Source organism: Streptomyces sp. NPDC016851 (genome assembly GCF_055562795.1).
On record NZ_JBVHEP010000004.1, the window covers coordinates 297,302 to 310,490 of the forward strand.

Consider the following 13,189-nt stretch of genomic DNA (forward strand, 5'->3'; position numbering starts at 1 on the left):
GGAGTACGCCCTCGTGGCCACATTCCTCTACAAGATCGGCCGGATGTCCTTCCGGCGGCGGCACTTCGTCGCCCTGATATGGGTGGCCCTGCTGACCCTCGCCGGTGTCGGCGCGGCCGGCGCCCCCGCCGCCGGCAACAGTTCGTTCTCCATCCCCGGCACCGAGGCGCAGAAGGCCTTCGACCTGCTGGAACAGCGCTTCCCCGGCACGAGTGCCGACGGAGCCACCGCACGCGTCGTCTTCAAGGCGCCGAGCGGCGAGAAGATGACCGACCCGGGCAACAAGGCGACCGTCCAGGAGACCGTCAAGGAACTCTCCGACGGCTCCGAGGTCGTCCGCGTCACCGACCCGTACCAGGCGAAGGCCGTCAGCAAGGACGGCACGGTCGCGTACGCGCAGGTGTCGTACAAGGTCTCCGGCATGGAGCTGGAGGACTCCTCCCGCGACGCCCTGGAGGACTCCGCGCAGGACGCCCGGAAGGCCGGGCTGACCGTCGAGATCGGCGGTGACGCGCTCCAGACGGTCCCGCACACCGGCACCACGGAGATCATCGGCATCGCGGTCGCCGCCGTCGTCCTCGTCATCACCTTCGGCTCGCTGATCGCGGCCGGCCTGCCGCTGCTGACGGCGCTCATCGGCGTGGGCATCGGCGTCTCGACGATCACGGCGCTGGCCAGTGCGCTGGACCTGGGCTCGACGACCTCCACCCTCGCGATGATGATCGGCCTCGCGGTCGGCATCGACTACGCGCTGTTCATCGTCTCCCGCTACCGGGCCGAACTCGCCGAGGGCCGCGAAAGGGAGGACGCGGCGGGCCGGGCCGTCGGCACGGCGGGCTCCGCGGTGGTCTTCGCGGGCCTCACGGTCGTGATCGCCCTGGTGGGCCTGTCCGTCGTCAACATCCCGATGCTGACGAAGATGGGCGTCGCGGCGGCGGGCACCGTGGCCATCGCGGTGCTGATCGCCCTGACCATGATCCCGGCGCTGCTCGGGTACGCCGGCCGCAGGGTGAAGCCGGCGGGAGAGAAGGGCAAGCTGCTCGGCCGTGCGAAGGCGCAGGGCAAGCAGGAAGGGCAGGACGGGCATGTCGGGCAGGAGAAGCCGGCCAAGCCGAACCTGGGCACGCGCTGGGCGAGCTTCGTCGTCCGCCGCCCGATCGCGGTGCTGCTGCTCGGCGTCATCGGCCTCGGCGCGGCGGCCGTCCCGGCGGCGAGCCTGGAACTGGGCCTGCCGGACGACGGCGCCCAGCCCACGTCCACCACGCAGCGCCGCGCCTACGACCTCCTCTCCGAGGGCTTCGGGCCGGGCTTCAACGGCCCGCTGATGGTCGTGGTCGACGCGAAGGGCAGCGACGACCCGAAGGCGGCCTTCACCCAGGTCGGCGACGAGATCAAGGGCCTCGAGGACGTCGTCACGGTGACGCCGCCGGCGCCCAACAAGGCCGGTGACACGGCGACGATCACCGTCATCCCGGACTCCAAGCCCTCGTCGGTCGCGACGGAGGACCTGGTCCACTCCATCCGGGACAAGGGTGCCGGGATCAAGGCCGAATCGGACGCGAACGTGCTGGTCACGGGGCAGACGGCGATGAACATCGACGTCAGCGAGAAGCTCAACGACGCCCTGATCCCCTACCTCGTGCTGGTGGTCGGACTGGCCTTCCTCCTGCTGATCGTGGTGTTCCGCTCGATCCTGGTCCCCCTGAAGGCGGCCCTCGGCTTCCTCCTGTCGGTGATGGCGGCCCTCGGCGCCGTGGTCGCGGTCTTCCAGTGGGGTTGGCTGGCGGGCCTGATGGGCGTCGAGCAGACCGGCCCGGTCATGTCGATGATGCCGATCTTCATGGTGGGCGTGGTCTTCGGCCTGGCGATGGACTACGAGGTCTTCCTGGTGACCCGGATGCGGGAGGCCTACGTCCACGGAGAGAAGGCCGGCCAGGCGATCGTGACCGGCTTCCGGCACGGCGCCCGGGTGGTGACGGCCGCGGCGGTCATCATGATGGCGGTCTTCGCCGGCTTCATCGGCTCGTCCGAGTCGATGGTCAAGATGATCGGCTTCGGCCTCGCGATCGCGGTCTTCTTCGACGCGTTCGTCGTCCGCATGGCCATCGTCCCGGCCGTCCTGGCCCTCCTCGGCCGCAAGGCCTGGTGGCTGCCCAAGTGGCTGGACCGGGCACTGCCCAACGTCGACGTCGAGGGCGAGGGCCTGCGCACGGACACCGACCGCGGCGAACAGGACAGGGAGCTGGCACGCACCTGACAGCACCCTGAAAGACCGGCCGGTGAGGGCCCCATGGGTACGGGGAGCCCTCACCGGCTTCTCTCTGTGCTCCAAGACCCCGGACAGTCAGCAGTAACTGGCGCTTCAGCAGCCTGGGCCGACTTCCTCACGTACGTCGCGCAGCAACTGTTGGGGCCGCCCGCTTCTTGGCCAGTGTCGTGCTTCCACGGCCTGCCTCAAGGGCGCTTCGCGTCGCCTTCGGCGATGGCCCTGCGGGCCACCCTTGACCCAGTCCGCTCCAGCACAGGAGAGAAGCGAGCGAGCGGCCCGGAAAGGCGGGTGGCCGAGCTCGGTCTGCGATCTCCGGCCCGTTGCCCGGCTGATCGGCGCGGGGCGGGCGCGCTCGCACCTCGCATGCACGCCGGGTGGGCCGAGCGGCGAGCGGTGGGTGGGCAGTGCGGTGGCGCGTCGGGGAGTGGCGGCAGGCCGGGGCGGTTCGGGACGGTCGGTGGGGGTCGGGGAGGGGCTTTGGAGCAGTAGTGGAGCGATTGGGCGCACCCCACGTGCATTGACCCATGCAGGCAGAGTCCGTGATGGCTCAAACGCTCCGATGACAGGCCGCACCCATGAGAGACCGGCCGGTGAGGGCCCCCTGGGACGGGGAGACCTCACCGGCTGGTCCTTCTCGTGGGTGTTTCTCAGGCGTGCGGGTGGAGGACGACCTTGGTGTAGCCCTCGACGCGCTTGTCGAACTTCTCGTACGCCGTCGGCGCCTGGTCGAGAGGAAGCTCGTGCGAGACGACGAAGCTCGGCTTCGCACGGTCCTCGATGATCAGGTCACGCAGGTGACGGTTGTACCGCTTGACGTTGCACTGGCCGGTGCCCATGCGGAGCCCCTTCTCGAAGAGGCGCCCGATGGAGACCATCAGCATGCCGTGCTTCGCCTGCTCGTCCGGCCCGCCGGGATCGCGCGGGACGTACAGGCCGGGCACGCCGAGCGCGCCCGTCGGCCGGACCGTCTCGACGAGCGCGTTCAGTACGGTCGCCGGTTCCTCGCGGTCCTCGCCCTGCGCCTGCGCCTGGTAGCCGACGGCGTCGATGCCCTTGTCCGTGCCCCGGCCTCCTTCGGTCTGCTCCTTGATCTGCTCCACAGGGTTGCCCTGGGAGAAGTCGATCGGCACGGCTCCGATCTCCTCCGCCTTCTGCAGCCGCTCCGCCACGCGGTCCACCACGAACACCTTGCTCGCGCCGCGCAGCATCGCGGAGTAGGCGGCCATGAGCCCGACCGGTCCGCCGCCGTAGACGGCGACGCTGTCACCGGGACGTACGTCGGCCAGTTCGTTGCCGTGGTAGCCGGTCGGGAAGATGTCGGCGAGCAGGACGAAGTCGGTCTCCTTCTCGGTGCCCTCGGGAAGCTTGAGGCAGTTGAAGTCGGCGTACGGCACGCGCACGTACTCCGCCTGGCCTCCCACATAGGGCCCCATCGCGACATAGCCGTAGGCGCCGCCGGCGAAGCCCGGGTTCACGGTCAGGCAGAAGCCCGTGAAGCCGGCCGTACAGTTCTTGCAGAAGCCGCATGCCACATTGAAGGGCATCACCACCCGGTCGCCGCGACTGAGCGAGGTGACCCCCTCTCCTGCCTCCTCGACGACCCCGAGGTTCTCGTGGCCGAACACGATCCCCGGTTCCGCGGCGGTACGGCCCTCGTACATGTGCAGGTCCGAGCCGCAGATGGCGGTCGAGGTGACACGGACGATCACATCGTTCGGGTGCTGGATCCGTGGGTCCTCCACTTGCTCTATCGCTACCTCGAAGGGGCCTTTGTACACGACAGCCCTCATCGTCACGCACCTCCAACTGTGCCGTGGGTCATATACCAGGCTGGTGCATGATGAGACGATTTGCATCCACAGAGGAAAGGAAGCAGGGCCTTGTCAGGACGTATCGGCACATTGCTCGTAGCGGTCCCCGGCCTGTCGGGCGTCGTCTACCCGGAGGGAACGCGCGTGACGATCCGGGGCACCGGAGGATCCGTCGACGGTTTCGTCGACGGGGACTGGCTGCCGCTCGCGTGGTGGGAGTTCGCGGACGTCCGGCCGGAGGACGCCACCGGCTGAAACCGCCTCGCGTGCCTCGTACACGTACCGCTAGCGTGCCCGCATGACGACGACAGACGCCACGGACGCCGAGAACCCCGGAGCACACCCCCGTTTCGCCGAGGCCCTGCGGGAGCTGGGGATCGGGGACCTCGTACCCCAGGTCCGCCGCTTCCCGGAAGCCACCCGTACCGCCGCCGAGGCCGCCGCCGCGCTCGGGTGCGATCTGAGCCAGATCTGCAAGTCGCTGATCTTCGCCGCGGACGGCGTGCCGGTGCTCGTCCTCATGGACGGGGCCTCCCGGGTCGACCTCGACCTCGTGCGCAAGGAGCTCGGGGCGGACAAGGTCACGCGGGCCAGGGCCGAAGTCGTGCGCGAGACCACCGGGTACGCCATCGGCGGGGTGCCGCCCTTCGGGCACCGGACGAGGACGCGTGTCCTCGCCGACCGGTCCCTGCTGGCCCACGATGTCGTCTGGGCCGCCGCCGGGACGCCGTACACCGTGTTCCCCATGCCGCCCCGCGACCTCGTCGCTCACGCCGGCGCCACCCTCGTGGACGTGCGCGAGCCCTCCGCGTGACACCCCTGGTCACCGCCGCCGTCCTGCTCGCCGCCGTCACCCACGCCAGCTGGAACGCGATCGCCCACAAGATCACCGACAAGCTGGCCGGGTTCGCGCTGATCTCGGGCGGCGGGGTGGTCATCGGGCTGGCCCTGGCCCCCTTCGTGGCGTTTCCGGCGGCCCGGGCATGGCCGTACCTGCTCGGCTCCGCCGCCATCCACATCGCCTACTACGCGCTGCTGATGAAGTCCTTCCGGCTGGGCGACTTCGGGCAGGCCTATCCCATCGCGCGCGGCACCGCGCCGCTCGTCGTGACCGTGCTCGCCGCCGTCTTCGCGCACGAGGTGCCCGACGGGTGGGCCGCCGCCGGTATCGCCCTGTCGTGCGCGGGGCTGACCGGCGTCGCCGTGTGGGGACTGCGCGGGCGCCGGCCCGACTGGGCGGCGATCGGGGCGGCCCTGGCGACCGGGCTCACGATCGCGGCGTACACCGTCGTCGACGGACTCGGCGTGCGCGCCTCCGGCTCCTCCCTCGGGTACATCGCCTGGCTGATGGCCGTGCAGGGGCTCGTGATCCCCGCCTACGCCGTGAGCCGCTGGGGGCGGGAGACCGTCGCCGTGCTCCGGCCGTTCGCCGGGATCGGGCTCATCGGGGCCGCCCTCTCCGTCGCCGCCTACGCCCTCGTCCTGTGGGCCCAGACCAGGGCCGAACTCGCGCCCATCGCCGCCCTGCGCGAGTCGTCGATCATCGTGGGCGCGGCGATCGGGGCCGTCTTCTTCAAGGAGCGGTTCGGGGCGCCGCGAATCGTGGCGGCCGGGCTGCTCGTCGCCGGGATCGGGCTGATGCTGCACACCGGATAGGCCGTGCCAGGCGGGTGCGTCCAGCCAGTGGGAGGAGCACCCTGGAACTAAGGTTCCGGAGGTGATCGTCATGATGCACACCACAGTGGGATGGCATGTCGAGATGGAGTTCCGGGAGGACGACCAGCACACCCGGGCGGTGGCGCTGGTCCGGCTGCCCGACGGCTCCGAGGTACGGGCGCACGGGCACGCGAGCCGGCACCGGACCGACGTCAATCAGCCCAGAGTCGGGGAGGAGATCGCCGGCGCCCGGGCGCTCAACGAGCTGGCCATGCGACTGCTGACCAAGGCGCACGAGGAGATCGACCAGGCGTCGGGGCGGACCTCCCACCCGATCCACGTCTAGCCCCAGCCCGCGTCTAGAGCCCCAGCGCTCCCCGCACTGCCCGCACCAGCCCCTGCGCCCGCGGATCCGCCGTCACCGTCTTGCGGAAGCCGTTGGTGACATAGCCGAACGCGATCCCGGTGTCCGGGTCGGCGAAGCCCAGGGCGCCGCCGCGGCCCGGGTGGCCGAAGGAGCCCGGCGTGAGGAAGGGGGAGGCGCTGCTGTGCAGCATGTAGCCGAGGCCGAAGCGGGTGCCGACCACCAGGACGCGGTCGGGGCCCGCCGACTCCTCGGCCCGGGCCCGTGCGACCGTCTCCGGCGTGAACAGGCGTGCCGCGCCGGCGGTGTCGCCGATCAGCGTCGCGTAGAAGCGGGCCAGTCCGTCCGCCGTCGCGATGGCGTTGGTCGCGGGGAGGGCCGCCGCGCGGTAGGCCGGGTCGTTCTGGTCCGGGAACGGGGTGATCGCGGCGAAGGCCCGGCGGGTCAGGGAGGCCGGGTCCTCGTAGGCCGCGGTGACCGAGCGCTTCGGGCGGGTGCGCAGGCCGCCGGCCGGCTCTGGTCCCTCGACGCGGCACGCGCGTCCGACCCGGCCGGCCTCCGCGTCCGGCAGACCCAGCCAGAGGTCCAGGCCCAGCGGGCCGGTGAGCTGCGCGGCGAGCCAGGCGCCGGCGCCCTGCCCGGTCACGCGTCGCACCAGTTCGTCGAGGAGCCAGCCGTAGGTGAGCGCGTGGTAGCCGTGGTCGGTGCCGGGTTCCCAGGCGGGAGCCTGGGCGGCGACCGCCTCCGGGCCCCGCAGCGGGTCGAGGGCCTCCTCGGGGGTGAGGGGCCGGTCGAGCACGGGCAGGCCGGCCCGGTGGTTCAGGACGTGCCGGACCAGCACCCGCTCCTTGCCCCGCGCCTTGAACTCCGGCCAGTAGTGGCCCACCGGCGCGTCCAGGTCCAGTTGTCCGCGCTGGTGCAGCAGCAGGAGTACGGCGGCGGCGACACCCTTCGTCGCCGAGCGCACGACCTGGGCGGTGCCGCGCTCCCAGGGGTCCGTGCCGTCGACGTCCCTCGTGCCGGCCCACAGGTCGACGACCCGCCGCCCGTCCCGGTAGACGGCGACCGCCGCGCCCCGCTCCCCGAGCTCGGCGAAGTTCCGCACGAACGCGTCCCTGACCGGCTCGAAGCCCTCGGCCACTGTGCCGTGCACGTCCACGTCCGTACTCCTCGTCTCGCCGACTCCATCCCCTTTCAACCAAGCACGATCGTCACGTCGATGTTCCCGCGGGTCGCGTTCGAGTACGGGCAGACCTCGTGGGCCGCGTCCACCAGCTTGCCCGCGAGGCCCGGGTCGAGGACGGGCAGCGAGACGCTCAGGGCGACCGCGAGACCGTAGCCGCGCTGCTTGTTGGGGCCGATGCCGACCTTCGCGGAGACCGTGGAGCCGGTCAGGTCGTAGCCCTCGCGGTTGCCGACGAGGATCAGCGCGTTGTGGAAGCAGGAGCTGTAACCGGCCGCGAAGAGCTGTTCCGGGTTGGTGCCGGCGCCGTCGCCGCCGAGCTGCGGGGGCATCGCGACCTTGAGGTCGATCTGGCCGTCCTGGCTGGTGACATAGCCCTCGCGGCCGCCGTGGGCGGTGGCCTCGGCCACGTACATGATCTTCGTCGGGCGGGTGTCGACGGCGGCGGCGTCAGTCATGGCTGGATCCCCCAGAACAGGTGCGCACTAATACATCGCGCACAAGGTACCGGCCAGTAGGAAAGCGTCTGCTCAGCAGGGGGTGATAACCGGGGGTAACGGGCGATCAGTGCGGGCGGTTCGGGGCCGCCTGCGATTTCTCCGCCAGCCGCCACAGCTCTTCGCGCAGACGCGCGACCTCGGGTGGAGCGAGCCCCGTCGCCGCGAGCAGTGCGCCCGGTACGCTCGCCGCGCGCTCCCGCAGTTCCTCCCCGGGCTCGGTGCAGGCGACCAGCACCGAGCGCTCGTCGTGCGCCGCGCGCTCCCGGCGGACGAGTCCCAGGCTCTCCAGCCGCTTGAGCAGCGGCGACATCGTGCCGTAGTCGAGCCTCAGCGCGGCGGCCAGCTCCTTGACCGTGGTCTCACCGCGCTCCCACAGGACCAGCAGGACCAGGTACTGCGGATAGGTGAGGCCGAGCTCGTCGAGGAGGGGGCGGTAGGCGGACGTCACCGCCCGCTGGGCCGCGTACAGCGCGAAGCAGAGCTGGTCGTCCAGCAGCAGCGAGCCCTCGGTCTCCTCGTTCGTCACGCGCCCATTGTCACCGAACGCGGATCGAAGCCGAACGGCAGCTCCAGCCGGTGGGCGCGCATCAGCTCCTCGTCGGAGAGCAGTTCGCCGGTCGGGCCGTCCGCCGCGATCACGCCCTCACTGAGGATCAGGGAGCGCGGGCACAGCTCCAGGGCGTACGGCAGGTCGTGCGTGACCATCAGTACGGTCACGTCCAGCGACCGCAGGATGTCGGCCAGTTCGCGGCGGGAGGCGGGGTCGAGGTTGGAGGAGGGCTCGTCGAGGACGAGGATCTCCGGCTCCATGGCGAGGACGGTCGCGACGGCCACCCGGCGGCGCTGCCCGAAGGAGAGGTGGTGCGGCGGGCGGTCCTTGAACTCCGCCATGCCCACCCGCTCCAGGGCCCGGTCCACGCGCTGCTCCAGCTCCGGCCCCTTCAGTCCGGCTGCCGCGGGCCCGAACGCCACGTCCTCCCGGACGGTCGGCATGAAGAGCTGGTCGTCCGGGTCCTGGAAGACGATGCCGACCCGGCGCCGGATCTCCGCCATGTGCTGCCTGCCGACGGGCAGTCCGGCCACCTTCACCGTGCCGGTGCCGCCGCTCAGGATGCCGTTGAGGTGGAGCACGAGGGTCGTCTTGCCGGCGCCGTTCGGACCGAGCAGCGCGACCCGCTCGCCCCGCGCGATCGAGAAGTCGACCCCGAAGAGGGCCTGGTGCCCGTCGGGGTAGGCGAAGGCCAGTCCGGCCACGTCCAGGGAAGGCGTCACATCAGCAGTCACAGGGTCCATCCCAGCAGACACACGACGAGGGCCGCGCAGGGCAGGGCGAGGGCGTACGACCACTGCGCCCGGGACGCGGTCACCTCGTCGATGACCGGCATGGAACCGGCGTACCCGCGACTGACCATGGCCAGGTGCACGCGTTCGCCGCGCTCGTAGGAGCGGATGAACAGGGCGCCCGCGGACTTGGCCAGGACGCCCCAGTGCCGGACGCCCTTCGCCTCGAAGCCGCGGGACTCCCGGGCGATCCGCATGCGCCGCATCTCGTCGGTGATGACGTCGCCGTAGCGGATCATGAAGGAGGCGATCTGCACGAGGAGCGGCGGGAGCTTGAGCCGCTGCAGGCCGAGGAGCAGTTCGCGCAGTTCGGTGGTGGCCGCGAGGAGGACGGAGGCGGCGACGCCGAGCGTGCCCTTGGCGAGTACGTTCCAGGCGCCCCACAGGCCGTTGACGCTCAGGGAGAGACCGAGGACGTCGACCCGCTCGCCCTCCGCCACGAACGGCATCAGCACCGCGAACGCGACGAACGGCACCTCGATCAGCAGCCGCCGCAGCAGGAACCCGGCGGGCACCCGCGCGACGTACGCCACGGTCCCGAGCAGGACGGCGTACAGCCCGAAGGCCCACATGGCCTCGCGCGGCGTCGACACCACGACCACCACGAACGCGAACACGGCGGCGAGTTTGGTGTGCGGCGGCAGACCGTGCACGGGCGAGTGCCCGTGCCGGTAGAGCTTGTGCGCGTGCCCTGCTCCCATGTCAGGCGCTCGTGGTGCTCGTGGTGCTCGTCGCGTCCGTCGCGTCCGTCGCTCCCGGCGTGTCCGTCGTGTTCGACGGGGAGGCGTCGCCGTCACGGCGGCGGCGGACGGCCCAGAAGACCGCGCTGCCGGCGACGACCGTGACGCCCACGCCGATGGCGCCCGCCAGCCCGCCGGACAGACGGGCGTCGTCGACGTCCTTGACGCCGTAGTCGGCGAGCGGGGAGTCCGCGACGGTGTGCTCCTCGGCCTTCTTGTCGATGCCGTGGTCGGCGGCGACCTTCTCCAGGCCGTCCGGGTTCGCGGAGGCGTAGAAGCTGACGAACCCGGCCAGGACCACGGAGGCGGCCAGGCCGGCGGCCCACACCTTCCGGTGCGAGGTACGGGCGGCCACGGGCGCGGGCTCGGAGCCGGGCGCGTCGACCAGCTCCCCGTTCACCCGCAGCTTGAGCTTCTGCGTCAGGCCGCGCGCCCCGTAGACCAGGTCCGGGCGGACGGCGATGACCGAGCCGACGGTCAGCGCGGTGATCACGGCTTCGCCGATGCCGATCAGGACGTGCACGCCGACCATGGCGGTGGCGACCTTGCCGATCGACACGTCGGTGGTGCCGCCGACCGCGTACATCAGCGTGAACGCCAGGGCGGCGGCCGGGACGGAGACCAGGGCGGCGACGAACGAGGCCACGGTGACCGACCGGCGGGTGCGGGGCAGCACCTTCACCAGGCCGCGGAAGAGGGCGTAGGCGACGACCGTGGTGACGATCGCCATGTTGGTGATGTTCACCCCGAGCGCGGTCAGGCCGCCGTCCGCGAAGAGGATGCCCTGCATGAGCAGGACGACGGAGACGCACAGGACCCCGGTGTAGGGGCCGACGAGTATCGCGGCGAGCGCACCGCCGAGCAGATGGCCGCTGGTCCCCGCCGCGACGGGGAAGTTCAGCATCTGCACGGCGAAGATGAACGCCGCGACGAGTCCGGCCAGCGGCGCCGTCCGCTCGTCGAGTTCGCGGCGGGCGCCGCGCAGGCTCACGGCGACGGCGCCCGCGGCGATCACGCCGGTGGCGGCGGAGGTGGGCGCGTTGATGAATCCGTCGGGTACATGCACCGTTCGATGATGTGGCTTGATGCGAACGCTTTGCAAGAGCGGGTTGCTTGTTTTACCTCACGTGCGATATATCCGGCCTCCGGGGGCGCGATCCGGAAAATATGCGACATTGGAGAGGGGGTGGACGCACAGTCTCCGCACAGGTAGCGCACGGTGAAGGGTCCGTCCGATGTCCGTAGTCGAGCAGTACGCGCGAGCCCACATCGTCACGGACGCGGCCGTCCCGCTGACCGACGAGCTGCAAGCGGTTCCGGTGACGCTGCGGTACGACCCCGACCGCGATCCCCGCAGCGTCCGGATCCGGCTGCCCGGAGCCGGGGGGCGGGAGTGGACCTTCGACCGCCGGCTGCTGGAGGAAGGGCTGCGGGCCCCCACGGGCAGCGGTGAGGTGCGGGTGTGGCCGTGCGGCCGGGTACAGGCCGTCGTGGAGTTCCACTCCGCGCAGGGCGTGTCGGTGGTGCAGTTCGAGCGGCAGGCGCTGCTGCGGTTCCTGCGGCGGACGTACACGGCCGCCGCGGAACCGGTCACGCACTGAGCCCGGCTCGGGCGTCAGGCCCTGAGGCTCAGCCGCCCGCCTTCAGCAGCGCCGCCACGATCGGACCGGCCGTCGAACCGCCGTGCCCGCCCTGCTGGACCACACCCGCCGCCGCCAGGTCGCCCCGGTAGGCGGTGAACCAGCCGTTCGGCTTTTTCTGGCCGTCGACCTCGGCGGACCCGGTCTTCGCGCCGGCGTCGCCGCTCACCCCGGCCATCGCCTCCGCGGCCGTGCCGTAGTCGGCCGTGTACGCCATCAGTTCACGCAGCTGGGACAGGGTGCCCGCCGACATCGTGCGCGAGGCCGTCGCGAGCTTGCGGCCGTCCACGTCCGGGGAGACCAGGTACGGCTGGCGGAAGGTTCCGGACTTGACCGTCGCCGACACCGACGCCATGTTCAGCGGGTTCATCCGGACGCCGCCCTGCCCGATCAGCGAGGCGCCCATCTGGGCCGCCGACTGCACCGGCACCGCGCCGTCGAAGGACGGCACACCGATGGCCCAGTTGTTCATCCCCAGGCCGAAGACCTGCTGGGCCTGCTTGGTCAGGTCGTCGTCCTTGAGCTTGGGCGCCTGGCTGATGAAGGCCGTGTTGCAGGAGCGGGCGAAGCTCGCCTTGAACGTGCCGTCCTTGATCTCGAACTTCTTGTCGTTCTGGAACTTCCAGTGCCCGTACGTGAAGTACTTCGGGCACGGGTGCTTCTTGTCCGCCGAGGCCAGGTTCTTTTCGAGCAGCAGCGACGCGGTGATGACCTTCATCGTGGAGCCGGGCGCGAGGGAGCCCTGGAAGGCGGTGTTGAAGCCGGGGGAGGCGTTGGCCGCGGCCAGGATCTCGCCGGTCGAGGGCCGCACCATGGCCACCGACGACCGGGCCTTCTTCGCGACCTGCTTCTCGGCCGCCGCCTGGAGGGCCGGGTCCAGCGTGGTCTTCACCGTGCCCGGCGTGCCCTTGCTCAGCTCCAGCAGGGTCTTGTCGGACAGGTCGTCCGACTTGGCGGACTTCCCGCGCACGACCCGCAGCTCGATGCCGGCCTTGCCGCCGGCCTCCTTGCCGTACTTCTCGCGCAGCCCGTCCAGGACGGGGCCGAGCGAGGCGTACTTCTTCTTGGTCAGTTCGCCGCCGTCCCGGTCGAGTGCCTTGACCGGGGGCGTGCCCGCCTCGCCGGTGACCAGCTCGTCGCCGTCCCTCAGGTCGGGGTGGACGACCGCCGCGTGCCAGTCGACCAGCGGCTTCCCGTCGCTCGTACGGCGGACGACGGTCAGCGCGCTGTCGTACGCCAGCGGCTTCTCGGTGTCCTTGTACGACACCGTGCCCTTGACGGAGAACGGCACCTTGTCACCCGTGGGCTTGCCCGGGGTGAGGGTGACGTCCTTGATGTGGGCGTCCTTGGCGTAGCCGGTGAGCAGGGACCTGGCCGCCGCCGAGTCGTCGGTGGCCGCGGCTGCCTGCGTGACCTTCCCCGACTGCCAGGCGGTGAGGAAGGTCCGGGCGGTGGTGGTGACCTCGGTCGCCGACAGGGGTCCCGTCTTCACCTCGGGCTTCTGGTCCGTGGAGGCCGCGCGGGTGCCGTCGTCGGCCGACGCGCCGGCGCCGTACAGCGCGTAGGCGCCGACCCCGGCACCGCCGACGACCACGGCGATCACCCCGCCGATCACGGCGGGCCTCGTCTTCCCTCGCTCGGCGACGCGCCTTCTGTTGCCCACTGCTTTCGTTCCTCCACGAATC

14 protein-coding genes are annotated in these 13,189 nt (G+C 71.2%); 6 read left to right on the plus strand and 8 right to left on the minus strand.

The genetic code is table 11. The annotated features are described in order from the left end of the window. Positions 1 to 13: 13 nt before the first annotated feature. Positions 14 to 2,257 (plus strand): MMPL family transporter, encoded by a 2,244-nt coding sequence (locus ACZ3I3_RS09130; RefSeq protein ID WP_467363743.1) that lies wholly within the window; start codon positions 14 to 16, stop codon positions 2,255 to 2,257. Positions 2,258 to 2,916: 659 nt separating this feature from the next. Here ACZ3I3_RS09130 and ACZ3I3_RS09135 read toward each other — a convergent pair. After that, the gene (locus tag ACZ3I3_RS09135) at positions 2,917 to 4,059 is read right to left on the minus strand and encodes a glutathione-independent formaldehyde dehydrogenase (protein WP_467363744.1); all 1,143 of its coding nucleotides are present in this window, start codon (positions 4,057 to 4,059) and stop codon (positions 2,917 to 2,919) included. Positions 4,060 to 4,149: 90 nt separating this feature from the next. Here ACZ3I3_RS09135 and ACZ3I3_RS09140 point away from each other — a divergent pair, with 90 nt between their 5' ends. The 4 genes from ACZ3I3_RS09140 to ACZ3I3_RS09155 all read left to right on the plus strand — a co-directional run bounded on the left by ACZ3I3_RS09140 (position 4,150) and on the right by ACZ3I3_RS09155 (position 6,082). Then, positions 4,150 to 4,335 carry a hypothetical protein gene (locus tag ACZ3I3_RS09140; RefSeq protein ID WP_150481382.1) on the plus strand — a complete coding sequence of 62 codons (186 nt, stop codon included), beginning with the start codon at positions 4,150 to 4,152 and terminating at the stop codon, positions 4,333 to 4,335. 43 nt (positions 4,336 to 4,378) lie between these two features. After that, the gene (locus ACZ3I3_RS09145; RefSeq protein ID WP_467363745.1) at positions 4,379 to 4,894 is read left to right on the plus strand and encodes a YbaK/EbsC family protein; all 516 of its coding nucleotides are present in this window, start codon (positions 4,379 to 4,381) and stop codon (positions 4,892 to 4,894) included. After that, positions 4,891 to 5,736 (plus strand): EamA family transporter, encoded by an 846-nt coding sequence (locus ACZ3I3_RS09150; protein ID WP_467363746.1) that lies wholly within the window; start codon positions 4,891 to 4,893, stop codon positions 5,734 to 5,736. The genes ACZ3I3_RS09145 and ACZ3I3_RS09150 overlap by 4 nt, the downstream gene beginning before the upstream one ends. A gap of 70 nt (positions 5,737 to 5,806) precedes the next feature. Continuing rightward, positions 5,807 to 6,082 carry a DUF1876 domain-containing protein gene (locus ACZ3I3_RS09155; protein WP_467363747.1) on the plus strand — a complete coding sequence of 92 codons (276 nt, stop codon included), beginning with the start codon at positions 5,807 to 5,809 and terminating at the stop codon, positions 6,080 to 6,082. A gap of 13 nt (positions 6,083 to 6,095) precedes the next feature. Here ACZ3I3_RS09155 and ACZ3I3_RS09160 read toward each other — a convergent pair whose 3' ends face one another. The 6 genes from ACZ3I3_RS09160 to ACZ3I3_RS09185 all read right to left on the minus strand — a co-directional run bounded on the left by ACZ3I3_RS09160 (position 6,096) and on the right by ACZ3I3_RS09185 (position 10,930). Continuing rightward, the gene (locus tag ACZ3I3_RS09160; RefSeq protein WP_467363748.1) at positions 6,096 to 7,259 is read right to left on the minus strand and encodes a serine hydrolase domain-containing protein; all 1,164 of its coding nucleotides are present in this window, start codon (positions 7,257 to 7,259) and stop codon (positions 6,096 to 6,098) included. A gap of 35 nt (positions 7,260 to 7,294) precedes the next feature. After that, positions 7,295 to 7,741: an organic hydroperoxide resistance protein gene (locus ACZ3I3_RS09165; protein ID WP_467363749.1), complete on the minus strand. Its 447-nt coding sequence runs from the start codon at positions 7,739 to 7,741 to the stop codon at positions 7,295 to 7,297. Positions 7,742 to 7,847: 106 nt separating this feature from the next. Further along, a complete protein-coding gene (locus ACZ3I3_RS09170; protein ID WP_467363751.1) occupies positions 7,848 to 8,309 on the minus strand; it encodes a MarR family winged helix-turn-helix transcriptional regulator in 462 nt (153 codons plus the stop codon). Next, entirely contained in the window at positions 8,306 to 9,076 is a 771-nt protein-coding gene (locus ACZ3I3_RS09175; protein WP_467363753.1) for an energy-coupling factor ABC transporter ATP-binding protein, read from the minus strand. The genes ACZ3I3_RS09170 and ACZ3I3_RS09175 overlap by 4 nt, the downstream gene beginning before the upstream one ends. After that, positions 9,064 to 9,825, minus strand: a complete 762-nt coding sequence (gene cbiQ, locus ACZ3I3_RS09180) for a cobalt ECF transporter T component CbiQ (RefSeq protein ID WP_467363755.1) — start codon at positions 9,823 to 9,825, stop codon at positions 9,064 to 9,066. Before cbiQ ends, ACZ3I3_RS09175 begins: the two co-directional genes overlap by 13 nt. Before the next feature lies 1 nt (position 9,826). Further along, a complete protein-coding gene (locus ACZ3I3_RS09185; protein ID WP_467363756.1) occupies positions 9,827 to 10,930 on the minus strand; it encodes an energy-coupling factor ABC transporter permease in 1,104 nt (367 codons plus the stop codon). A gap of 169 nt (positions 10,931 to 11,099) precedes the next feature. Here ACZ3I3_RS09185 and ACZ3I3_RS09190 point away from each other — a divergent pair, with 169 nt between their 5' ends. Beyond that, positions 11,100 to 11,465 carry an SsgA family sporulation/cell division regulator gene (locus ACZ3I3_RS09190; protein ID WP_467363758.1) on the plus strand — a complete coding sequence of 122 codons (366 nt, stop codon included), beginning with the start codon at positions 11,100 to 11,102 and terminating at the stop codon, positions 11,463 to 11,465. Between the two features lie 28 nt (positions 11,466 to 11,493). Here ACZ3I3_RS09190 and ACZ3I3_RS09195 read toward each other — a convergent pair whose 3' ends face one another. Continuing rightward, positions 11,494 to 13,167, minus strand: a complete 1,674-nt coding sequence (locus tag ACZ3I3_RS09195) for a penicillin-binding transpeptidase domain-containing protein (RefSeq protein WP_467363760.1) — start codon at positions 13,165 to 13,167, stop codon at positions 11,494 to 11,496. Positions 13,168 to 13,189 lie beyond the last annotated feature (22 nt).